26 protein-coding genes and 1 tRNA gene are annotated in these 19,135 nt (G+C 55.2%); 16 read left to right on the plus strand and 11 right to left on the minus strand.

Features of this window, described 5'->3' with window-relative positions; all coding sequences use genetic code 11:
• The first annotated feature begins 45 nt into the window (after positions 1-45).
• The 11 genes from hisD (at position 46) to VWY60_RS02395 (ending at position 6,781) form a co-directional block, all read left to right on the plus strand.
• The gene (gene hisD / locus VWY60_RS02345; RefSeq protein ID WP_416538302.1) at positions 46-1,347 is read left to right on the plus strand and encodes a histidinol dehydrogenase; all 1,302 of its coding nucleotides are present in this window, start codon (positions 46-48) and stop codon (positions 1,345-1,347) included.
• Between the two features lie 158 nt (positions 1,348-1,505).
• The gene (locus VWY60_RS02350; RefSeq protein WP_340546470.1) at positions 1,506-1,985 is read left to right on the plus strand and encodes a UPF0262 family protein; all 480 of its coding nucleotides are present in this window, start codon (positions 1,506-1,508) and stop codon (positions 1,983-1,985) included.
• Positions 1,986-1,988: 3 nt separating this feature from the next.
• A complete protein-coding gene (locus VWY60_RS02355; RefSeq protein ID WP_340546471.1) occupies positions 1,989-2,447 on the plus strand; it encodes a low molecular weight phosphatase family protein in 459 nt (152 codons plus the stop codon).
• The gene (locus VWY60_RS02360) at positions 2,444-2,839 is read left to right on the plus strand and encodes a ketosteroid isomerase-related protein (RefSeq protein WP_340546472.1); all 396 of its coding nucleotides are present in this window, start codon (positions 2,444-2,446) and stop codon (positions 2,837-2,839) included. The genes VWY60_RS02355 and VWY60_RS02360 overlap by 4 nt, the downstream gene beginning before the upstream one ends.
• Positions 2,839-3,429, plus strand: a complete 591-nt coding sequence (locus VWY60_RS02365) for a GNAT family N-acetyltransferase (protein WP_416540876.1) — start codon at positions 2,839-2,841, stop codon at positions 3,427-3,429. The genes VWY60_RS02360 and VWY60_RS02365 overlap by 1 nt, the downstream gene beginning before the upstream one ends.
• A 59-nt stretch (positions 3,430-3,488) precedes the next feature.
• Positions 3,489-4,367, plus strand: a complete 879-nt coding sequence (locus VWY60_RS02370; protein ID WP_416538304.1) for a carbon-nitrogen hydrolase family protein — start codon at positions 3,489-3,491, stop codon at positions 4,365-4,367.
• 84 nt (positions 4,368-4,451) lie between these two features.
• Positions 4,452-4,670: a translation initiation factor IF-1 gene (gene infA, locus VWY60_RS02375; RefSeq protein ID WP_005978431.1), complete on the plus strand. Its 219-nt coding sequence runs from the start codon at positions 4,452-4,454 to the stop codon at positions 4,668-4,670.
• Between the two features lie 175 nt (positions 4,671-4,845).
• On the plus strand, positions 4,846-5,427 hold the full coding sequence (locus VWY60_RS02380) for a Maf family protein (protein ID WP_416540877.1): 582 nt from the start codon (positions 4,846-4,848) through the stop codon (positions 5,425-5,427).
• Positions 5,424-6,446 carry a ribonuclease E/G gene (locus VWY60_RS02385; protein ID WP_416534524.1) on the plus strand — a complete coding sequence of 341 codons (1,023 nt, stop codon included), beginning with the start codon at positions 5,424-5,426 and terminating at the stop codon, positions 6,444-6,446. The genes VWY60_RS02380 and VWY60_RS02385 overlap by 4 nt, the downstream gene beginning before the upstream one ends.
• Entirely contained in the window at positions 6,443-6,625 is a 183-nt protein-coding gene (locus VWY60_RS02390; RefSeq protein ID WP_340546477.1) for a DNA gyrase inhibitor YacG, read from the plus strand. The genes VWY60_RS02385 and VWY60_RS02390 overlap by 4 nt, the downstream gene beginning before the upstream one ends.
• A gap of 81 nt (positions 6,626-6,706) precedes the next feature.
• Positions 6,707-6,781, plus strand: a tRNA-Phe gene (locus VWY60_RS02395).
• A gap of 67 nt (positions 6,782-6,848) precedes the next feature.
• Here VWY60_RS02395 and VWY60_RS02400 read toward each other — a convergent pair.
• The 3 genes from VWY60_RS02400 to VWY60_RS02410 are packed head-to-tail and all read right to left on the minus strand — an operon-like array spanning position 6,849 to position 8,390.
• Positions 6,849-7,934: a tyrosine-type recombinase/integrase gene (locus VWY60_RS02400; RefSeq protein WP_416540878.1), complete on the minus strand. Its 1,086-nt coding sequence runs from the start codon at positions 7,932-7,934 to the stop codon at positions 6,849-6,851.
• The gene (locus VWY60_RS02405) at positions 7,934-8,170 is read right to left on the minus strand and encodes a hypothetical protein (protein WP_416540879.1); all 237 of its coding nucleotides are present in this window, start codon (positions 8,168-8,170) and stop codon (positions 7,934-7,936) included. The genes VWY60_RS02400 and VWY60_RS02405 overlap by 1 nt, the downstream gene beginning before the upstream one ends.
• Positions 8,157-8,390 (minus strand): hypothetical protein, encoded by a 234-nt coding sequence (locus VWY60_RS02410; RefSeq protein ID WP_416540892.1) that lies wholly within the window; start codon positions 8,388-8,390, stop codon positions 8,157-8,159. The genes VWY60_RS02405 and VWY60_RS02410 overlap by 14 nt, the downstream gene beginning before the upstream one ends.
• Here VWY60_RS02410 and VWY60_RS02415 point away from each other — a divergent pair.
• On the plus strand, positions 8,326-8,910 hold the full coding sequence (locus VWY60_RS02415; protein ID WP_416540880.1) for a helix-turn-helix domain-containing protein: 585 nt from the start codon (positions 8,326-8,328) through the stop codon (positions 8,908-8,910). The two genes, VWY60_RS02410 and VWY60_RS02415, sit on opposite strands and share 65 nt — an antisense overlap.
• Positions 8,911-8,921: 11 nt before the next feature.
• A complete protein-coding gene (locus tag VWY60_RS02420; protein WP_416540881.1) occupies positions 8,922-9,206 on the plus strand; it encodes a hypothetical protein in 285 nt (94 codons plus the stop codon).
• 575 nt (positions 9,207-9,781) lie between these two features.
• Here the strand turns inward: VWY60_RS02420 and VWY60_RS02425 are convergent.
• Entirely contained in the window at positions 9,782-10,186 is a 405-nt protein-coding gene (locus VWY60_RS02425) for a helix-turn-helix domain-containing protein (protein ID WP_416540882.1), read from the minus strand.
• A 74-nt stretch (positions 10,187-10,260) separates the two neighbouring features.
• Here VWY60_RS02425 and VWY60_RS02430 point away from each other — a divergent pair, with 74 nt between their 5' ends.
• Positions 10,261-11,688, plus strand: a complete 1,428-nt coding sequence (locus tag VWY60_RS02430) for an MFS transporter (protein ID WP_416540883.1) — start codon at positions 10,261-10,263, stop codon at positions 11,686-11,688.
• A gap of 374 nt (positions 11,689-12,062) precedes the next feature.
• On the opposite strand, the gene VWY60_RS02435 is transcribed toward VWY60_RS02430, so the two are convergent.
• Positions 12,063-13,808 (minus strand): AIPR family protein, encoded by a 1,746-nt coding sequence (locus tag VWY60_RS02435; protein WP_416540884.1) that lies wholly within the window; start codon positions 13,806-13,808, stop codon positions 12,063-12,065.
• A gap of 576 nt (positions 13,809-14,384) precedes the next feature.
• The gene (locus VWY60_RS02440) at positions 14,385-15,257 is read right to left on the minus strand and encodes a LysR family transcriptional regulator (protein WP_260074163.1); all 873 of its coding nucleotides are present in this window, start codon (positions 15,255-15,257) and stop codon (positions 14,385-14,387) included.
• A 162-nt stretch (positions 15,258-15,419) separates the two neighbouring features.
• Here VWY60_RS02440 and VWY60_RS02445 point away from each other — a divergent pair, with 162 nt between their 5' ends.
• Complete coding sequence (locus VWY60_RS02445) at positions 15,420-15,740, plus strand: monooxygenase (RefSeq protein ID WP_014875291.1); 321 nt, start codon at positions 15,420-15,422, stop codon at positions 15,738-15,740.
• A gap of 22 nt (positions 15,741-15,762) precedes the next feature.
• A complete protein-coding gene (locus VWY60_RS02450) occupies positions 15,763-16,143 on the plus strand; it encodes a hypothetical protein (RefSeq protein ID WP_102855861.1) in 381 nt (126 codons plus the stop codon).
• Positions 16,144-16,698: 555 nt separating this feature from the next.
• Here VWY60_RS02450 and VWY60_RS02455 read toward each other — a convergent pair.
• The 5 genes from VWY60_RS02455 to VWY60_RS02475 form a co-directional block, all read right to left on the minus strand.
• Positions 16,699-16,998 (minus strand): hypothetical protein, encoded by a 300-nt coding sequence (locus tag VWY60_RS02455; protein ID WP_416540885.1) that lies wholly within the window; start codon positions 16,996-16,998, stop codon positions 16,699-16,701.
• Positions 16,995-17,891, minus strand: coding sequence for a type IV secretion system protein (locus VWY60_RS02460; RefSeq protein ID WP_416540886.1), 897 nt, complete (start codon positions 17,889-17,891; stop codon positions 16,995-16,997). Before VWY60_RS02460 ends, VWY60_RS02455 begins: the two co-directional genes overlap by 4 nt.
• A gap of 2 nt (positions 17,892-17,893) precedes the next feature.
• Entirely contained in the window at positions 17,894-18,130 is a 237-nt protein-coding gene (locus VWY60_RS02465; protein WP_416540887.1) for an EexN family lipoprotein, read from the minus strand.
• A 2-nt stretch (positions 18,131-18,132) separates the two neighbouring features.
• Positions 18,133-18,840: a type IV secretion system protein gene (locus tag VWY60_RS02470; protein ID WP_416540888.1), complete on the minus strand. Its 708-nt coding sequence runs from the start codon at positions 18,838-18,840 to the stop codon at positions 18,133-18,135.
• Positions 18,837-19,135: hypothetical protein (locus VWY60_RS02475; protein WP_416540889.1), on the minus strand; the 299-nt coding region annotated here is incomplete at its 5' end. The genes VWY60_RS02470 and VWY60_RS02475, both read right to left, overlap by 4 nt.

Genomic DNA, 19,135 nt, shown 5'->3' on the forward strand with positions numbered 1-19,135 from the left:
GACTGAGGGCTGGGGGCTATATTGCAGGCGCAAAGGAGAGCCATGATGCCCGTTTTTCTAAACGCGTCCGACGCTGATTTCGAAAAGGCCTTTACCGCGCTTCTGGGCGCGAAACGTGAAGACAGTCCCGATGTGGATGCTGTGGTTGCCGATATTATCGCAGATGTCCGCGCCCGTGGCGATGCCGCGCTGATTGAGCTGACCGCAAAATTCGACCGGTTGCAGCTGACAGCCGATCAGCTGCGAATCTCTGACGCCGAAATTGACGCGGCTGTGCAGGCGGTCTCTGGCGAGGAACGTGCAGCGCTTGAGCTGGCGGTTGATCGAATTCGCGCCTATCACGCACGGCAGATGCCTGCGGATGATGCGTGGCAGGATGATACTGGCGCGTCATTGGGGTGGCGCTGGTCGGCGGTATCGGCCGCAGGTCTTTATGTGCCGGGGGGGCTGGCGAGTTATCCGTCCTCTGTGCTGATGAATGCGGTTCCGGCGAAGGTTGCCGGTGTTGAACGGCTCGCGGTTGTGGTTCCGACGCCGGATGGGCAGATCAACCCGTTGGTTCTGCTGGCGGCGCGGTTGGCGGGCGTCGATGAAATCTACCGTATCGGTGGTGCGCAGGCGATTGCGGCGCTTGCTTATGGAACCGAGAGCATCGCACCTGTCGACAAAATCACCGGCCCCGGAAACGCATTTGTTGCTGCGGCAAAACGGCGTGTTTTCGGGAAGGTAGGCATCGACATGATTGCAGGGCCGTCCGAGATCCTGGTGATTGCGGACAAGGACAACGACCCAGACTGGATCGCGCTGGATCTGCTGAGTCAGGCTGAGCATGACGAAAGTGCGCAGTCGATCCTGATCACCGATGACGAAGGATTTGGGCGGGCCGTGGCGGAAGCGGTCGAGCAACGATTGAAGACGTTGGAGCGTGCCGCCATCGCTGGCCCCAGCTGGCGCGACTATGGTGCCGTGATTACCGTGCCGGATCTTGCAGAGGCAGCGCGGCTTTCGAACCGCATCGCGCCCGAGCATCTTGAACTCTGTGTTGCTGATCCGCGCGCGCTCAGCGAAAAGACCATTCATGCCGGGGCGATCTTCCTTGGCCAATATACGCCCGAAGCCATCGGTGATTATATCGGCGGACCGAACCACGTGTTGCCAACGGCGCGATCTGCACGGTTCTCATCTGGCCTGTCAGTCATGGATTTCCTGAAGCGCACGACGCTGAGTGAGATCACGCCTGAGGCGCTGCGGGCTATCGGACCTGCGGCCGAGACACTTGCGAAAAGCGAAAGCCTGCAGGCCCATGGTCTGTCTATCCGCGCCCGGCTGGATCGGTTGAATCGGTAATGCAACGGAGCAGGCCGTGACGAATTGCGGGGCGGCCTTCAGATGCGAGACTGTCCCAAGAGACACATCCTTGCGGCACATCGTGCCCCGCGGATTGCCGTTGCAGCGGCCATCGGCTAGTCAGTTATCTGTATGACCCGCGCACAGAGATCTGACCCATGAGCCGCATCAGCCAAATTGACCTTGATGACAGTAACTTGCCGCCGCCGACGCCCGAGATTGAGCAGGAGCGCCGGGTCGCCATTTTCGACCTGATCGAGGACAACAGCTTTGCCCTACCAGCGCGCGGCGAGCGCGAGGTGCCAGAAGGTCCCTATCATCTAGGTCTTGCGATCCGGGATAAGCGGTTGGTGTTTGATGTGGCGTCCGAAGCCGGGGAGAAAGCGGCGGAATTCCATCTGTCACTGTCGCCGTTCCGTCAGGTCGTCAAAGATTACTATCAGATCTGCGAGAGCTATTTCACAGCTGTTAAGACCCTGCCGCCCAGTCAGATCGAGACGATCGACATGGCCCGCCGAGGTATCCATAACGAAGGCAGCCGCGTTCTTCAGGAACGTCTGGAAGGGAAGGCCGAGATTGATACGGATACGGCGCGCCGCCTCTTCACGCTGATTTGCGTTCTGCATTTTGGGGGCTGAAGCGTGAGCGAGTTGCCACAGTCGATTTTGTTCTGCTGTGACCACAACGCGGTCCGTTCCCCTATGGCCGAGGGGATCATGAAGCAATTTTATGGCTCTGGCACCTATGTGCAGTCGGTCGGTGTCAAGAATGATATGGAAATCGACGGTTTCTGCATCGCGGTCTGCCAGGAGATCGGCGTTGAATTGTCGCGTCATCGCTCGCGGTCGTTTGACGAAATGGAGCAATGGGGCGACGACCTGTCGTCTTTTGATCTGGTCGTGGCTTTGTCGCCTGCCAGCCAGAGACGGGCCCTGGAACTCACCCGGTTTTTTCACCTCGATGTCGAATATTGGCCAATTATGGACCCAACTGGACTGGGGGAAACCCGGGATGCCAAGCTAGACAGCTACAGGCAAACCCGATCCCAGATCATCCAGCGCCTGACCGAGCGCTGGGGCAACCCGTTGGAGACAAAATGAACCGTACCGTCACCCGATATTTTGAAGCATTCAACGCCAAAGATACCGAAGCCATGCTGTCGTGTCTTTCCGATGACGTGGCCCACCACGTGAACGAAGGCAAAATCCGCACCGGTAAGGCGTTGTTTGCCGAGTTTTGCGCCCATATGAGCCGCTGCTACGACGAAAACCTCACTGATATGGTGATTTTCGATAATGAAGACGGTACCCGGGCGGCTGCCGAATACATCGTGAACGGCGTCTACCTCGAAACCGATGCAGGTCTGCCCGAAGCGCATCGGCAAAGCTACCGCCTTCCCGCCGGGTCGTTCTTCGATCTGAAGGACGGCAAGATCATCCGCGTGACGACATATTACAACCTGGCGGATTGGACGGCGCAGGTCTCTGGCTGATGGACCTGCAATTGGAGGTTTTGCGTGGCGCGGCCTTGGCTGAAGCGATTGATGACATCGCCCGCCTTCGCATAGCTGTCTTTCGCGATTGGCCTTATCTCTATGATGGCGATTTGGCCTACGAACGCAGTTATCTGCAAAGTTATCTGGACAGCGACCGGTCTATCGCAATTGGGGCATGGGATGGCGAGGCGCTTGTTGGTGCTTCGACCGGCGCACCTCTCGCGGATCACGCCGAGGATTTTGCCGCTGCGTTCGACGGAACCGGCTTGGCGCTGACGGATGTTTTCTACTGCGCCGAATCCGTGCTGTTGCCACAGTATCGCGGGCGCGGGCTTGGGCACAGTTTCTTTGATATGCGGGAGGCCCATGCCCGAAATCTCGGCTTTTGCGTATCCGCGTTTTGCAGCGTTCAACGTCCGGGCGACCATCCCGCTAGGCCCGAGGTGTACAATGATCTACACAGTTTCTGGCACAAACGGGGATACTCCCCCATGCCGGGTGTGGTGGCTCGTTTTTCGTGGCGTGACGTGGGAGATGTGGAGGAAACCCGAAAACCGCTTCAATTCTGGTCACGCAGCTTGACCTGAGCGGTCTCGTGCAGCTCAGCTCTTCTCAGCCGTTCGACGTCAAACGACAGGAAAATCTTATGAAAATCGCCACTGCTGCCTATCGGCTCGATTGGTTTGATGACTGGTCCGAATATGATGCCAAAATCACCCATTGGGTAGAAGAAGCGGCTGAACAGGGAGCAGAGCTGCTGGTGTTTCCCGAATATGGCGCGATGGAGCTGTCCACGCTCGATGGTGCCGAGGTTGCCGGAAATCTGGAACAATCCCTACATGCGGTTTCCAGCCGGATGCCTGAAGTCGATGCCTTGCACCTGCGTCTCGCCGCGCAATTCGGAGTGCATATTCTTGGGGCATCGGCGCCCGTATTTGATGGCCGGGATCGTCCGGTTAATCGTGCGACCCTATATGCCCCGAACGGCAGGAAGGGCGTTCAAGACAAGCAGATCATGACCATGTTTGAGCGTGATCCATGGGAGGTGGTCGGTGGCGGCCCACTCAAAGTGTTTGACACCGAACTGGGCAAGATCGGCATCCTCATCTGCTACGATAGTGAATTTCCGCTTTTGGGACGGGCGCTTGCAGATGTGGATCTATTGTTGGTGCCGTCCTGCACGGAGGCACTGGCGGGCTATTGGCGGGTCCGCATCGGCGCCATGGCCCGCGCGCTCGAAAATCAGTGCGTCTCGGTGATGTCGTCTATCGTAGGCCCTGCGGAATGGTCAGAGGCCGTGGATCAGAATACCGGAACGGGTGGCATATTTGGACCGCCTGATACCGGCTTCCCCGCGACTGGTGTCTTGGCCGAGGGGATATTGAACAAGCCGGGCTGGACCTATGCCGACATTGATCTTGAGGCGATTGCCCATGTGCGCCGCAATGGCGTTGTACGCAACCGCACGCATTGGGACGAAAGGGCAGAACCTGAGAAATCGGTCACAATATGTCAGCTGCGGTGATTGCGCCCTTGAAAATCTGGGAAAAAGCGCTCATTTAAGCGCACGTCCCGCAGACTCGCGGGATACCGCAATTATGGAGATAACATGGCCAAGGAAGATACGCTCGAATTTCCCGGTGTCGTGAAGGAACTCCTGCCCAATGCGACGTTTCGGGTCGAGCTGGAAAACGGCCATGAGATCATCGCACATACGGCAGGCAAGATGCGCAAGAACCGCATCCGTGTTCTGGCTGGCGACAAGGTACAGGTTGAAATGACCCCATACGACCTGACCAAGGGACGGATCAACTACCGCTTCAAGTAAGCGTGGCGATCCCTCATATGAACAAAGCCCGGCCTTCGAGCCGGGCTTTTGTTTTGGGTGCAGCTCGCAGCGTGCTGGGTTGGGCTTTCCCCGGTCCGGCAGAGCCAGTAAGACAAGTCTGAAATGCCTGGCGGCTTTCGCCCGCGGGTGACAAACACGAACAAGAGGTCCGGACATGGCATTCATTCTGGGATCAGGCAGCCCGCGTCGATTGGAACTGCTGGCTCAGCTGGGAATCACCCCGGATGCGGTCTGCCCACCCGATATTGACGAGACTCCCAAGAAGGGAGAATTGCCGCGTCTTTATTGCGCGCGTATTGCCCGGCAGAAAGCCGAGGCGATCGTTGCCAATCCAGAGGATGTGGTTCTCTGTGCGGACACCACAGTAGCGTTGGGGCGCAGGATCATGGGAAAACCGTCCGACACCGGGGAAGCTGCGGAATTTCTTCTGGCGCTTTCTGGACGCCGTCATCAGGTGATTACCTCGGTTGCGGTGCGCCGCGGCGATCGCATTTGGGCGCGTGATGTTGTCAGTGCCGTGAAGATGAAACGCCTCTCGGATGAGGATCTGAATGCCTATCTTGCGACCGGTGATTGGGAGGGCAAGGCGGGCGCCTATGCAATTCAAGGCCCAGCAGGAGCGTTGATCCCTTGGATCAACGGATCCTTCACTGGAATCGTCGGTCTGCCATTGGCCGAAACCGCCGCCCTGTTGCGCGGCGCAGGCTGGACACAGAGTAAGGAGACAGCAGCATGAAGGGACGGACAATTGTGCTCGACCATATCGATGGTCGCGAGGCCGCGGCGCTCATGGTGGATGGCCAGCTTGAGGATCTGCTGATTGACAGCGACGCACCGACACCGGGCACGATTTACCGGGCCCGAGCAGATCGCCCCGTCAAGGGGCAGGGCGGAATGTTCCTGACCACACCGGACGGGCCTGCTTTTTTGCGTCAGGTCAAGGGGTTGGCGCCCGGTCAGGAGTTGCTGGTGCAGCTGACAGGATACGCCGAAGCTGGCAAGGCCTTGCCAGTCTCCCAAAAGCTCCTGTTCAAGAGCCGCTACGCGATCGTCACGCCTGAGGCTCCTGGCCTTAATATTTCCCGCTCGATCCGCGACGAGGATGAGCGGGACCGCCTTTTGGAAATCGCCCACGATGCAATGGGGGATCACGGCTATGGCCTGATCCTGCGTTCCGCCTGTCATGGCGCTGACGGGGAGGAGATTGAAGAAGATGTCCTCGCCATGGTGGCGCTGGCCTCCCAGGTCATGGAGGATTCCGGTAGCGGACCAGAAGTATTGGCGGAGGGGGACACCCCGCATCTTCTTGCATGGCGTGACTGGACCGATCCGGCAGATATCGAGCGCGATCCCGGTGGATTTGAACGTCTTGGCGTATTGGATGCACTGGAAACGGTTCAGGGCATTCGCGAACCTCTCAGCGGGGGTGCCTTTCTTTTTATCGAACAGACCCGCGCGCTAATCGCTGTCGACGTAAACACTGGCAGCGACACATCGCTTGCAGCTGGCGTGAAAGCCAATATGGCCTGCGCAAAATCCCTGGCCCGGGCGCTGCGGTTGCGCGGTCTCGGCGGGCAGATCGTTATTGATCCGGCTCCTATGCCCAAGAAAGATCGTCGCGCTTTTGAAACCGCGTTGCGGGCCAGTTTTCGCAATGACAGCGAAGACACCGTTCTGGTTGGCTGGACCACGCTTGGCCACTTTGAACTGCAACGTAAGCGAGGCCGTATTCCGCTGGCGGAGGTGCTTGCATGAGCTGCCCGATCTGTGACGGAGAAACCTCCAGCGATTATCGCCCCTTCTGTTCACGCCGCTGCGCGGATATTGACCTTGCGAAGTGGTTCAACGGCGCCTATGCGACCCCCAGCGCGGACCCGGAAGATATTGAAAACGCTTTGGAAGAAGTCGAAAAACACCGAGAAACCAAACATTAGCGATTTTCTTTGAAAAAGCCTCTGGACACGGTCACGCCCACGTCATAGAAGGCCCACACCCAAGGCGATAAGCCTTCCCGTGCCCGGGTAGCTCAGGGGTAGAGCAGTGGATTGAAAATCCTCGTGTCGGTGGTTCGATTCCGCCCCCGGGCACCATTTAAATATTTGAAAATTAAGCGCTTTTTAAGCATGTGGCTTGTCCTCTTTGTCAGGGTTTGACGGTCTATTTTGCGGGTTTGACACTTTTTGCTTGCTGAGCACGTCGCTCATACTCGTCTTCCCAAACCAGCATAGTTTTGCGGTTCTTGCGAGCAAGTGCTGCGTTCTTGGAGTAATGCAGGCCCATTACTTTCGAATCCTGAGCCAGTAGATCGGAGATTTCACGTTCGTCCTGCCCCGCCTCTCTAAGCCAAGTCGCCATCGTATGGCGAAGTCCTTTAGGGGTAAGGCCTCTGGCAATCTTTCCGGCCTTCTCAAGCTTCCTACGAAGTCGCTGCCACGCACTTGCGAAGCCATCGTAGGTCCAAGGAGTGCCTTTGGAGCTGGCAAGGATCGTTTCTGCTTCGTGCGCTGGAGCTTTCGACAATTCGGCCGCAAGCACACTGCTGATCGGTATAGCCGCTCCAACACTTGTTTTGTTCCGACCCTTCCAGATCACCCCCTGATCCACTTGGTCTTTCCGGAACTCCAACGCGTCAGTAGGATCTTGGCCCGTACAAAAAATCGTAGCAAGCGCGGCTCGCAGCTGCGGAGAAGCAGCCTCTAGAACCGCCTGAATCTCTTCAAATGTCCAAGTTCTATACGCCTCGGGCGTGTCTTTCGGGCGCGGTTTTTTGATTACACCTTCTGCGAAGTTCTTGGAAATTAGCCCTTTTGGGATGCAAAATTTGAACACTTGAATAAGAAAATTGCGCACTCGGTTGGCCTTATCCCAGCTATATTTTTTTGCTAGCTTGTCATGAATGGCAGCAAGCAGGGGTGTGTCGATAGTTGAAACGGGCGTGTCTCGTATCGGATGCAAAATTCTGGCACACATGCGGTATTCACGCTTTGTCGCCTTCGATCTTTCCAAGAAATGTTCCTCTTCGAAGTATGTAGAAATCAATCCACCAAGCGTTCCCGGCTTCGGCATTCTCTGCTTCAAAGCCTCAGACGCGGCTGATATTTTTGCGCATTCAGCCAGGAAGTCAGCGGAACCAAGGGGGGCTTTTTCTAAGTTTATTTTGATATTGGTTGTCCGGTGATAGCAGCGCATTTTGCCATGCCGATCTCGAAATATCTTGAAGCCCTTAACGCGAACGTGAGTCATTAAAGCCTTTCAACTATCTGACTTTGCAAAATCGAGGCAGAGCCGGACTTCAGGTCATCTAACCACTTATCCAAGTCTGATTTGTCGTAGCGGAGGCTTGAAGGCTGTAGCGCCACCGGTTGGACAGGGCACAAGACTTTGAAGTGCTTTATCGCCAAACCACAATAGTGTGCCGCCTCTGATGGATTCATCATGCGTTTTTCGATCACGCTTATGTTGAGATTAGTTGTTGGCATTCTTCGCTCCTTTACGCTCATCGTGCGCGTCAGAACGTGCCTTGACGGTGAACTGAGAGAGGTACTTCTCCCACGCGCCATGCGGAATTTTGGGGTTTCGTTTTCCAGGCGCCGTAAAGATGTGGTCCAACATGTCTTCACGGATTAAATAACGGATGCTCCTAACTGGAAGCCCAACACGTTCAGCGAGCTCCTTGGGTGTTTCGAGTGCTTTGGTCACAGTTCGCCTTCCTATTGTGTTTTTCTGCCTCGTCCTACAAAGTGCACAGAATGGAGCAAACCAAGCCATAGTGCACCAATGTGCACCACAAGTAACCAAAGGTGCACCATTGTCAACTGACTTATCAGGGATCGGTTTGCGGCTTAGGAAACTCCGCAAGGACAACGACCTTACGCAGCCAGTTATGGCAGCTGTCATCGACGTCTCTGATCGAACCTACAAGTATTACGAGCAAGAAAAACGAGAGCTGCCGGCCTTGGCTGCGGTCAAAATCTGTGAAGCCTTCGGAGTGAACTTAGAATGGCTGCTCATAGGTAGGGGGCAAGCTCAAAAAGGCGAGGATCCAGACTTGGAGCAGAGCGCTTGGCGAGCTGTACTCATGGAGAACGAGGCGCGGCAAGCCGATCTTCCTGTTGAGAGCTTGTGCAAAGTTATCGACTTTGTGGCACAGCAAACTGCGCAATCAGGTGAAGCTCCTTCTGAATTGGCAAAAAAGTACTTCGACACGCTACCAGTCTAAGGAATCAGAACATGGCGGACCATGGTCAAACTAAGAAACCAAGAGAGCTTGATGCCAGCGATCGGGCGATTTTTTTGTTCGCAAGGCAGGCGGGGATAATTGGCGGAATCTTTTTCTTTATTGGTGCGGTAGCGACAGTTGCGAGCTCTAACCAAGCAACATGGGATGCTGCTCGTTCAGTTTACCTGACGATGACACTCGCCGGCCCACTAGGGATTGTTGTCGGGCAAAGGCTGGTGAGGATATTGAGGAAGCATCGCCACATTGATGTGCATCTTCTTGACCGCATCACCTGACTGCTGAGGGCCGACAATTTTGCTCGCAAAATTGTATAGTGAGTACACAATTTCACAATTGCCAACGCCGCATCGCTCGCGATCAATTTACTCCCACCCTGGTTGGAATATTGGCCACTTCTCGGAACCCGGACGTTCGCGCGAAGTACAGCATCAAGTAAAGTGGGATCAGAGTCGGCTTGCGGCGGCGCGGCACGCAGATCTTGGCCTGGCAGCCTCTCGCACGGGCCACGGGATGACGGCTGGCAGCCCAATTCGGACATTCGCACGAGGCCTGCGACGCCCTCGCTGCAGACGCGAAGGATCCCGCCAGACTTCCCGAGAGCGGACCTTCAGGCTAGCTCAGCTGGCCAGGACGATGCTGCACCCCGCTCGAAGGTTAGAGATGCGCAGATAGCGACCTTTGCAAAGTCGGCGGATCTGGTGCCATGACGAGCGATCAATGCCGCAGCCGCACGAGGAAAAGCTGACCTTCGCCGCGAGTGCAGCCGCCAACCATCATCGAATGGAAGGGGGCGGGACAAAGTGAGCTTTCGCTGCCCGCGCTCCAATGGCCGCTTTGCAACAGCTGTTCGTCAGGCATTCGCAACTCGGGTAGAGACCTTCAACAGCTTTCGGAAACGGGAACACTCAAAATGGTCTACGACGGGACAGTTCGCGACATGACGCAGCATGTTGGCGAGATTGACCAATCGCTCGGCCTGCTCTTCTAGATCGCCTGCTTTGTCGACCAGCGCGTTGCGCGGAATCACTCGTGTCCCGGGTCGGCCCAATACCGACCCTATCTCGTCAAGTGTGAACCCTGCTGACTTGGCGAGACAGATCAGCGCCAGTTCCTCTAGAACTGCCGGCTCGTATTGGCGCCGTAGCCCGTTGCGGGCTACAGCCCCGATCAGCTTCTTTTTTTCGTAGTACCGCAGGCCGGACGCACTGACGCCGGACCGATCCGACACCTCGGCAATGTCCAGAAGTCTTTCCATTCAGACACCTATTGACTTAAACTTGACTTCAAGTTGTAGAGTGCCTGCTCCGCTTTTTCAATGGAGTTGCTCGGATGAATGAAGTTTCCATTTCCGGTAATAAAAACAATCCGTTGGTGGTCCTGTCTGGTCCAGGTCTTTCAATTGTTGTGGCATCGCTCGGCACGAGCATGGTTGCCGTGACACTGCCGGAACTGTCGGAATATTTTCAAGGTCAGGACCTTAGCCCGACACTGGTGGTATCGGTCTACATCCTGGCAACCACCGCGCTCATCATCCCGGTGGGACGGGCAGGCGATCTCTTCGGCAAGCGCACCGTGCTTTTCTGCAGCCTGTGCCTCTACATCCTAGGCGCATTCCTTGCCTTTGAAGCCCCAACATTGCCCATGCTGATAGTCGGCCGCTTCATTCAGGGCACAGGCGCTGCCGGAATGATGGCTATGCCCTTGGCAATGGTCCGCGATCTTGTGCCACCGGGGCAGATCGGAAGATGGATGGGAGCGATAGGAACGATGTCTGCCATCGGTACCGCCGCAGGCCCCGCAGTCGGTGGGGCTATCGTAGCCGCATTCGGCTGGCGCGCCGTTTACCTGATGCAGATACCGTTGGCCTTGGCCGCGCTGGCCCTCTGCCTGCTCTTTATTCAGAGCCAGAAACCTGAGACCCGGCGCCAAGGCATCGACTTGCCCGGTGCAGGCGCCCTTGTCCTTTTCCTTATGGCCGTGACCTTTCTAGTATCTCATATGGCCAATGGCCTTGATGGCGCCACCGTACTGCTGGCAGCTATTGCGTGTGGCGCTATCGTCGCTTTTCTCCTGATCGAGAAGCGGACCACCTCTCCAATCATCCCGCTCGATCTTCTGCGCTCGGGGCACTTGCAGGTCAGCCTCGCCATGAGTGGCATCGTCTCCCTCGTCATGATGGGTATACTGGTGGTGGGACCGTTCTTCCTGACCGGAGGGCTAGGGCTGACGACGGCCCAGATGGGTCTGACCATGTCAGTGGGCCCGATCTCATCGGCGCTCAGCGGCATTCCGGCCGGGCGACTGACAGAACGGATCGGAGCAGGTCGCGCGGTGCTTGTCGGCGCGTCGGCGATGGTCGTAGCAACGGCAATGATGGCTGGCCTCCCCTACGTATTCGGGCTTGGCGGATTCATCCTCGCCTTCATGCTGCTTGCTCCAGGCTACCAGGTTTTCCTGGCCGCACTGAATACGTCGGTGATGGAACGGGCTTCGGAGCAGAACCGGGGCGTCACCTCGGGTGTCCTCAGCCTGAGCCGCAACTTTGGTTTCGCCCTGGGCGCGGGTGCTGTCAGTGCCATCTTCTGGTCCTTTGTGCGGACCGACATCGGTACCGTTGAAGGTGGCCAACAGACGGCCCTTGCCATGGCCGGAACATTTGCGTTCTGCTGCGCCCTGACCCTTGTGGTGGCGGTTCTGGCAAGCCGCTTGCACCGAGACCGAAACAACATTCCTCAATATGAAAACGGACATTCGTAGAGGTCGCAGCATCGGTCACAACGGGCTCGTAGCGGCCTTGCGGCGCCCGCGGCACCGGGTTGCGGGGATGCCGCACCTCGTCATCGCTGCCAGATGACATCAGCCAGCCCTTTCGAGACATTCGTTCTGCACCTAAGTCGGATGAGGCCGCCAGCACGCTGGGCGGGAAGTGTACATTCGCTGCTGGCGCAAATTTCACTCCCCGACACACACAAAGCAGCCCTTCGATACAGCCTGAGCAAGACGATTAACTGAGCAGGAGTATTAAAGCTGCTATTGCGAGCCGCCAAATCCCGGCAATCAGCAGAAAAACAGGTTCTCAATGGGAGATAAAGACTGGCTTGGAAGCTGGTGGGCGGCTAAAAGCGGGATTTTCATTTACGCTCCTCTGATAACCGCTTCACCTCTGCAACTAGAGGGGCCGATTTAGCGTTGTCTCTCTCGAGCCCCAAGTCGAGATTTGAAAGCGCCTCCTTTAATATAGAGACGCACTCATCGAAAGCTGCTTTGGCTTTCTCTCCGTCAACCAGATGGAGCAAAAGTGACTTACAGTAAGCAGCGACTTTCTTGTTGCCTGCCCCTGGAAATATTGAAGTTTCGTACCGGTAACGAAATGCAGTCAGTAGATAAAACTTAAAAGCGCGAACAACGCGCTCCTCCACAGGCAATCGCCTTATAGCAATTTCAAAACGATATCCGGCAAGGGCAGCCAAATAATATGGCTCAGGACTGTGCTCGTCTTTGAAAACCCGAGACGCAACCGTTTTCAAGAGTGTACCCTGGTATCTCCCTGCTTGGTTAGGCAAATCACAAAACATGGATGAATAGGTCTTGAGCTGCGCACTTTTGGTAACTATTCGCCCCTTCTCGATACCCTCCGTCCTAGCGTACTGCTTTCCGCGTCGTTCATAAAATAGCTTAAGATCTCCCTCCTGAGAGGTGAAAAAATCCTCGAGCCCATGCTGAAATGGCGTATATGCTAGAAGGTCACTATCATCCACCTGAGTTTGTTTGTTAGTGGATTTAATGATCGCTTGAGCAACGTCATCGTCTTCCGTGTGAATCAATTTTATTGGGACATGCAGATCGTCAGTTATCGCGCCCCTGTTATCGTAAAGAACGTGACTTGTTTGGCAGCCATTTACTATTTGATAATCGTCTAACTTATACTCTCTAGCGGTTGGTCTTAGGCCCTTTGCAACGATTGTTATTCCGTTATTTCTGATGACAAATTGATCCAGAGCGCCTTCTTTGATCGTATTGGCGATGTCAGTGTTTACAGGATTGTCGCCTTGAAAATCCCTCACATTATCAACAAAAACTGATCGCATCAAATCGCCATCATCATCAACAAGAAGCTTCATATATTCTGAGGCGGGCAGAATGCCAAGGTAGGAGGCTTGTACACCATCAATTGCAGGAAGAGTCACCAGATTATCGATCTTGATGGTTTTCGATACGCTGGTCTTTGTCTGCCGGAAGAGCCTTTGCAATTCACGAGCACCCAAAGGATCAAAGGTTACATTGGAAAACTGGTTTGTGTCGGCCAATTCTTCCCTTTTTCGATCAATTATGCCCTTGATGTAACCATCACCCTTCCAGTTCCCTGTGCAAATATAAAACAGCCGAAGTGTTGGGTTTTCTTTTAGTTTTGCCGCATTGGCGTAAATTCTATCTTTGATTTCAATGAAGCGCTTTACGTCATCGTTTACGGTGACACTCTGTGATTCAGCAAAAACTTGGTGCAACATGTTGTCCCCTAGGGCCATAATTTCTGCGCCGTCGAAACTGCTTGAAGTTTTTGCTTGTACGATGAGGAATTCGACATCAATGCTACCGCTCACCGCTAAAATATCGTCAACTACGTCTGCATCCTCGACAAGTCGACCGTTAACTTTGACTGCAAATGCATCAATGTTAAGATCGCCTCCGTCGCCAGCAACCATATCATCGGTTTCGATTTGTTCAGGAAATCTCGTCGCAAACACGCTGTACGCACAGAAATGCTCGAACTGTTTGCTATCGGGAAGATCATCGAAGTTATTGTTTTCGCTAAATTCTTTTACTAGAGCTTTTGTAACCGGGTCCATTTCCGTACTTTCGAAAAACCAACTCAACATCATGCATATCACTACAGAAACCAGCCTGACCACACCTAGTAAAATTTTTGGCCAAACGATTGAGGTCGGCGCGCCTTAAATCGTGTTTTGGGTATCTCTCGTTGCAGGAGCGTCGAATGGCTGGCCTGGTGAAGCTGCGTTGCGGCGAGAGTCGACTCTGCGGAGGTCATCAATCGGCCGCTCAAGTCATAGGTGGGGTTCGGCAGCCTTGACTTTGCAAAGCACGCTCTCTGCGCATCTCTAACCTTCGAGCGGGGTGCAGCATCGTCCTGGCCAGCTGAGCTAGCCTGAAGGTCCGCTCTCGGGAAGTCTGGCCGGATCCTTCGCGTCTGCAGCGAGGGCGTCGCAGGCCTCGTGCGAATGTCCGAATTGGGCTGACTGGCGTCATCAGGCCGGTTGGATCTGGTGCGGGTTCGCTTCAACTCTGCTGCCGCATTGCCGCAGGTCGACGTTGATCCTTCACTGCGGAAAGGCTTTGATGCTGCGGCTGTACAAGTCTAGCACCTTAACGGCCTACGGGTCAGCTCAAAAGGCCAGGTTCGACGGACGAGCACCAACAATGCGCGGCATCGCGTTTTATAATTTGTGCCGTTTCGCAAAATCAACGAATGCCCGGACGCGGGATGGCATGTTGCGCTTCGATAGGTAGTTAAGCGAAAATCTTGGCAACGTAGCGGCCCGGCCTTCCAGAACCTGAACCAAGCTGCCGTCTTCCAGCGAGCATTCGGCAGAGCTTGCAAAGATATAGGCCAGCCCAAGTCCCGCCTTTGCGCCTTCAAGGATGGAGGTCACGTCGTTGGTAACGAGCTTGGGGCGCGGCATCACCGAATAGGGACCGTCTGCGCCTGTAAACACCCAGGGGGCCAGATTGTTGGCACCAGTAAAGGCAAAACACACCCCTCCATGTGCCGCCACATCTGCCGGTTCCTTAAGGTGCGGACCTTTCGCTAGATAGTCGGGGGATGCGACGATCATCATCTCCTGTGTGGGGCCAATTGCGATGGCATGTGTGTCAGGATCAAGTAGGGTCTCGGCACGTATCGCAGCATCAACCCCGCTGGTCACGAGGTCGACCTTGGTTTCGTCATAGATGAGTTCAATCGTCATCGCCGGATGCTCTTTGGCAAAACCTGTGATCAGAGCATCCAGAAACAATTGACCCGTAGCAGTCGGTGCAGTCAGCCGAAGCGTGCCCGAAATATCTTCGTTTAGATCATGCACATCCTTCAGCGCGGTTTCCAGGTCGTTAATCGCGGGCAGACTGCGGCGATAAAGCAGCTCCCCTGCTTGGGTCAAGGCTATGGTCCGGGTCGAGCGTTCGATCAGGCGCACGCCGAGGCGGTCTTCGAACCGTTGCACCGCTTCGCTAACTGATCCCGCTCCCAGTTTCAGCTTGTCGGCAGCTGCGCGAAAACCGTTTTCGTGGGCCACCGCCACGAATATCGACACATCGTTCAACTCATTCCGCTTCACCGTTCGATAATCCTAACACTGCGATCTAAAAGATCCTGTTCATCTAACAATTATTTCGAACTACCCTACTTGGCAATGGAAACGGCACGCTCTGCCACACACCTCGTCAAGGCGAGGCACGTCGAAAGGATAGAACCAATGAGTACGATGAAAATCTGGGACCTGCATATGACCTATGACGGACCAATGAACGAAGAATTTTTTCAAGATACCAATCGGTTGGCCGAAAGCATTGCACAGGAAACCGGCGTGATCTGGAAGATCTGGACCTTGGATGAAAGCACCGGTGATTTCGGTTCAACCTACCTGTTCCGGGATCTCGCGGCGCTGGAAACCTACAAAGCGATGCACGTGCAGCGGTTGGAAGCCATCGGTGTTACTGTAGCGTCAGATCATGTGTTTGATATCATGGAAGACCTCAGTGCGATCACCCATGCCCCCTTGGGAGAAACGGTCTGAAACAATGCAAATGAGCTTTCTGATGAGCAACCGAACTTTCCTAACCCTTCACAGCATAATCTACGCGTTCTTCGCCTTTGCACTGTTTTTCCTGCCCGGCTTTCTGTGGCCAAACTACGGCGTGGAGCTGAATGACCGCTATGCTTGGTTCCTGTCCCAGCACAACAGCATTTTCCTTGGAGGGATTGCCATTCTCGGGTTCCTGCTTCGGGATGTGACCGATGGGACAACCATCCGGAGGCTCCTGACCGGGCTGATGGCAACCAATGCGCTTGGGTTTATCGTAACGCTATATGCCGCCATGATTGGTGTCTTTACCGGCTTTGGCTGGTCGGATCCCGCCTTCTTTGCATTTCTTGCGGCGATGAGCTTCTTACAACTTAAAAAGTCTGATCAAGCCTGATCATCAGAAACTCAGTTCGGGTCGCTCAGCTCCGAACGCCTTCCTGAAAACCCGGCCCTACTTGTCTGTGATCCGGACACCCATCAGCTGAAAATCTAAGCAACGTGTGAGCGTTTGCTTTGAGAAAATGCGCTGCAAACGCCACGCTGCCAGCGCAACGGTTGTCTGCATGAGCACTGGCCACACGGACAAAAGGCGGGTTTGTCCGCCCCCTTCCATTCGATGATGGTTGGCGGCTGCACTCGCGGCAAAGGTCTGTTCCTGCCATCGCTCATGCAGCATTGGATCGCCGCCCGACTGCCAGCCCCCGAGACTTTGCAAAGGTCACTAACTGCGCTGTGTTGCCCCTAGTGCCAGGCACAGCATTCGGCGCTTTGGACACGATCCGGGCATCCGGCGTACTCTGCATGAATGACCGGTCCAGAGCAGGCGACGCAATGCTTTCAAGCAATTCCTTCGGGGCGGACCATTTATGTTAAGAGGTGTCGTCACGCATAGGCGCCGTGCTGATCACCAGAGATCAGCACGGATTGTCAGGATCAAGACGTATGCTCTCTATTTTTCAACTCGCTTTTCGAAACCCGGAGGAAACATGCGTTTCCGCTGTGGCGACATGTTTGCTTCAGTCTCCTTATTTGAGAGCGGTTCCGTCCTGACTTGCATTTCGCTAGGATCATGATTGTCACCCCCTTCGACGTCTATCCCATAGCTTCGTAGAAGCTCTTTGATCCTGGCCTGGCCCTCGGGCGTCTGGCTGTCTCGGCGGCACTGCTCCAAAATTGCCTGAACTTTCTCTCTGATTTCCGGCCGACGCATGTATGCCAGTGTCAGTTTGGGTTTGTCTTCTTCGCTCATCGCTTGCTTGCGCTCCCTGTGTGGTTGTTGCCGCCATCACCTCCCCCCAGGTGACGGCCAAGATATCTTTCCGCTGCCCTTTGCAGCATTCCGGTGGACGCCTGTGCCCCTGAGGACAGGGATGCGGCAATGGATGGAAGGAGGAAAAAGAAAATGATGCCTGTGACTGTAACGCCCGCGAAATAGAACATGCCCATGGTCGCCGGTAGCAGGTCAGTTTGGATCAACGCTCTTTCCAGCATCAGGATGATGGTGAGCGAAAGAACATAGATCAGCAGCTTGAAGGTGGCGAAGTTCAGGATCTGACCCAGCCAGGACATGAACCAGCCGCGCGTCGTTTCGAACAAAGCGAAGCAAATAAATAAGGGGCCAATCGCGGCCATGATCGTCAGGCCAAGTGTGGCCCATAGGGAAAAAACGAGCGCTACGCCTGACAGGACAACGCCCCCCAGGAGCATGACAATCGCATAGTATATTGGCCCGACGATTTTGCCTGCGAGTCCTTGTGATACGTGATGCTGGTAGACACGCTCCGCCACGGAAACCGACTTCGAGAAAACTGGGTCCGAGGGCAATTTACCGGTGCCGGATCCCCCTGCAAGAGCATCGACGAAGTTGGGCATGTCCTTGTTGATGACGTTACCAACCCACGCCGTGTAGTCCCCTGCTGACGAAACCAGGCTCCAAATGATGGCCAGCTTGATGCCCCGAATGGCAAAGTCCAGGACGGGTTCTTGAATAGCCCCCTTCATGATCGCGATGCCGTAGAGGATGATATAGAGCGTCATTGCAGCAGTAAGTGGCGCGGTCAGCTCCGCTGACATGGAGCCCGCAATGGTGTTTGCAGTGCTGGACACGGCGTCAATGAAATCGCTGTACAGGTTCTCCCACATGCTCAATCTCCGAAATACTTTTGCGCGGCATCGAGGTTCGTATTGCTCTCAGCGAGATTTTCCGCGGTTTGGGCGTTGGCGCAGTCCGCGTCCGCGGCGGCGGCGTCCAAGGTTTCGCATTTTGCCAGCGTTTCAGCTCGTTCCGCAGGGGCACCGATGAAGTGTTCAACCGTCTTGCTTTCTTCTTCATTGCATCCTGTAAGGACAACGAGACATACGGCCGTGATCAGTCTGTTCATGCTCAATCACCGAAGTGTTCTTTTGCCACTGCGATATTCTGCTGGCTGTTCGTGAGGAGGGTTTCCGTTTGCCTTTGATCTTCCACCCGCGCTTGCGCCGACTGCAGCATAGTCAGCCCCTGAATGCGGTTAGTGTCGTTTTGCAGCATCGCTGTTTCGACTTGCAGGCGGGCAGACAGGGCGTCGATTTCCTTCTGTGTGGCGGCCACGCCAATTGCCTGCCGCAGCCTTTCCAGTCCCGCAAGGCGATCATCGGCGGACTGAACAATGCGGTCTCCGATTGCCGCGTCCCGGGCTGATTGTGCGCCGATACGGTCCAGTTCTTGACGGTAGAAATCTTCGGCTGAGATGTCGGCCTGATTGACGCGGGTGTGATCCAGATACTGGTTAGCCTTGCCGGAAAGGTCACCCAGACTATCAGCTTCCACGTCAAGTAGGCTGGCGATCTCCAACGCTTCTGGCCCCAGAAGCTCGCGCACCTTTGGATCATTAAGGGCGCTGGCTATGTCAGCCATGTCAGTGATGCCGTTGACTGCATCGTAAAGCCGTTTAGCTTCTTCCAGCTCCTTTGCCATCTGAGCGATTTCTTGGGCAAACTGTTGCTTGGCATTGGCAATTTGGGTGGCATCGATGACAGGAACACCACCAGCGAGGGCGGGCTGGGTCAATGCGATGATAGCGGCAGATAGTGCCGAATGAATTTTCATCATTTTTGCCTCTTGAGTTGTTTGATTGCAGTGCGATGACCAAGATCAGAAGCCCTGGTCAGCCAAATTTGCGCCTGACTGCTCGCGCCGCGAGCCGAATAAAGTTCCGCAAGTGCAAACGCCGCTTCCGGAACACCCCTGACTGCCATCGAGCGCAACTCGTCGGTTATCTGCATCGAGCGCGCCCATGGTTTGATAAACAGTTCGGTAGGAAGCAGGATGAAGGCCAGGATGAACGAATAGTTGACCAGTACCTGCATGTCGGCTGTGGTAAGCGCGCAGTCATACGTCTGGCAGG

It is taken from the genome of Phaeobacter sp. JH20_26 (assembly GCF_048056275.1).
GTDB classification, from domain to species: Bacteria; Pseudomonadota; Alphaproteobacteria; order Rhodobacterales; family Rhodobacteraceae; genus Phaeobacter; species Phaeobacter bryozoorum.

Excerpts from the sequence above, each read along its gene's own strand:
- VWY60_RS02380 (WP_416540877.1), top strand. The coding sequence starts at position 4,846 with ATGGCATTCATTCTGGGATCAGGCAGCCCGCGTCGATTGGAACTGCTG.
- VWY60_RS02470 (WP_416540888.1), bottom strand. The coding sequence starts at position 18,840 with ATGATGAAAATTCATTCGGCACTATCTGCCGCTATCATCGCATTGACC.
- VWY60_RS02390 (WP_340546477.1), top strand. The coding sequence starts at position 6,443 with ATGAGCTGCCCGATCTGTGACGGAGAAACCTCCAGCGATTATCGCCCC.
- VWY60_RS02435 (WP_416540884.1), bottom strand. The coding sequence starts at position 13,808 with ATGTTGAGTTGGTTTTTCGAAAGTACGGAAATGGACCCGGTTACAAAA.
- VWY60_RS02365 (WP_416540876.1), top strand. The coding sequence starts at position 2,839 with ATGGACCTGCAATTGGAGGTTTTGCGTGGCGCGGCCTTGGCTGAAGCG.
- VWY60_RS02370 (WP_416538304.1), top strand. The coding sequence starts at position 3,489 with ATGAAAATCGCCACTGCTGCCTATCGGCTCGATTGGTTTGATGACTGG.
- VWY60_RS02455 (WP_416540885.1), bottom strand. The coding sequence starts at position 16,998 with ATGAGCGAAGAAGACAAACCCAAACTGACACTGGCATACATGCGTCGG.
- infA (WP_005978431.1), top strand. The coding sequence starts at position 4,452 with ATGGCCAAGGAAGATACGCTCGAATTTCCCGGTGTCGTGAAGGAACTC.
- hisD (WP_416538302.1), top strand. The coding sequence starts at position 46 with ATGCCCGTTTTTCTAAACGCGTCCGACGCTGATTTCGAAAAGGCCTTT.
- VWY60_RS02465 (WP_416540887.1), bottom strand. The coding sequence starts at position 18,130 with ATGAACAGACTGATCACGGCCGTATGTCTCGTTGTCCTTACAGGATGC.
- VWY60_RS02460 (WP_416540886.1), bottom strand. The coding sequence starts at position 17,891 with ATGTGGGAGAACCTGTACAGCGATTTCATTGACGCCGTGTCCAGCACT.
- VWY60_RS02445 (WP_014875291.1), top strand. The coding sequence starts at position 15,420 with ATGAGTACGATGAAAATCTGGGACCTGCATATGACCTATGACGGACCA.
- VWY60_RS02450 (WP_102855861.1), top strand. The coding sequence starts at position 15,763 with ATGAGCAACCGAACTTTCCTAACCCTTCACAGCATAATCTACGCGTTC.
- VWY60_RS02430 (WP_416540883.1), top strand. The coding sequence starts at position 10,261 with ATGAATGAAGTTTCCATTTCCGGTAATAAAAACAATCCGTTGGTGGTC.
- VWY60_RS02425 (WP_416540882.1), bottom strand. The coding sequence starts at position 10,186 with ATGGAAAGACTTCTGGACATTGCCGAGGTGTCGGATCGGTCCGGCGTC.
- VWY60_RS02400 (WP_416540878.1), bottom strand. The coding sequence starts at position 7,934 with ATGACTCACGTTCGCGTTAAGGGCTTCAAGATATTTCGAGATCGGCAT.
- VWY60_RS02385 (WP_416534524.1), top strand. The coding sequence starts at position 5,424 with ATGAAGGGACGGACAATTGTGCTCGACCATATCGATGGTCGCGAGGCC.
- VWY60_RS02350 (WP_340546470.1), top strand. The coding sequence starts at position 1,506 with ATGAGCCGCATCAGCCAAATTGACCTTGATGACAGTAACTTGCCGCCG.
- VWY60_RS02360 (WP_340546472.1), top strand. The coding sequence starts at position 2,444 with ATGAACCGTACCGTCACCCGATATTTTGAAGCATTCAACGCCAAAGAT.
- VWY60_RS02415 (WP_416540880.1), top strand. The coding sequence starts at position 8,326 with ATGCTCCTAACTGGAAGCCCAACACGTTCAGCGAGCTCCTTGGGTGTT.
- VWY60_RS02420 (WP_416540881.1), top strand. The coding sequence starts at position 8,922 with ATGGCGGACCATGGTCAAACTAAGAAACCAAGAGAGCTTGATGCCAGC.
- VWY60_RS02405 (WP_416540879.1), bottom strand. The coding sequence starts at position 8,170 with ATGCCAACAACTAATCTCAACATAAGCGTGATCGAAAAACGCATGATG.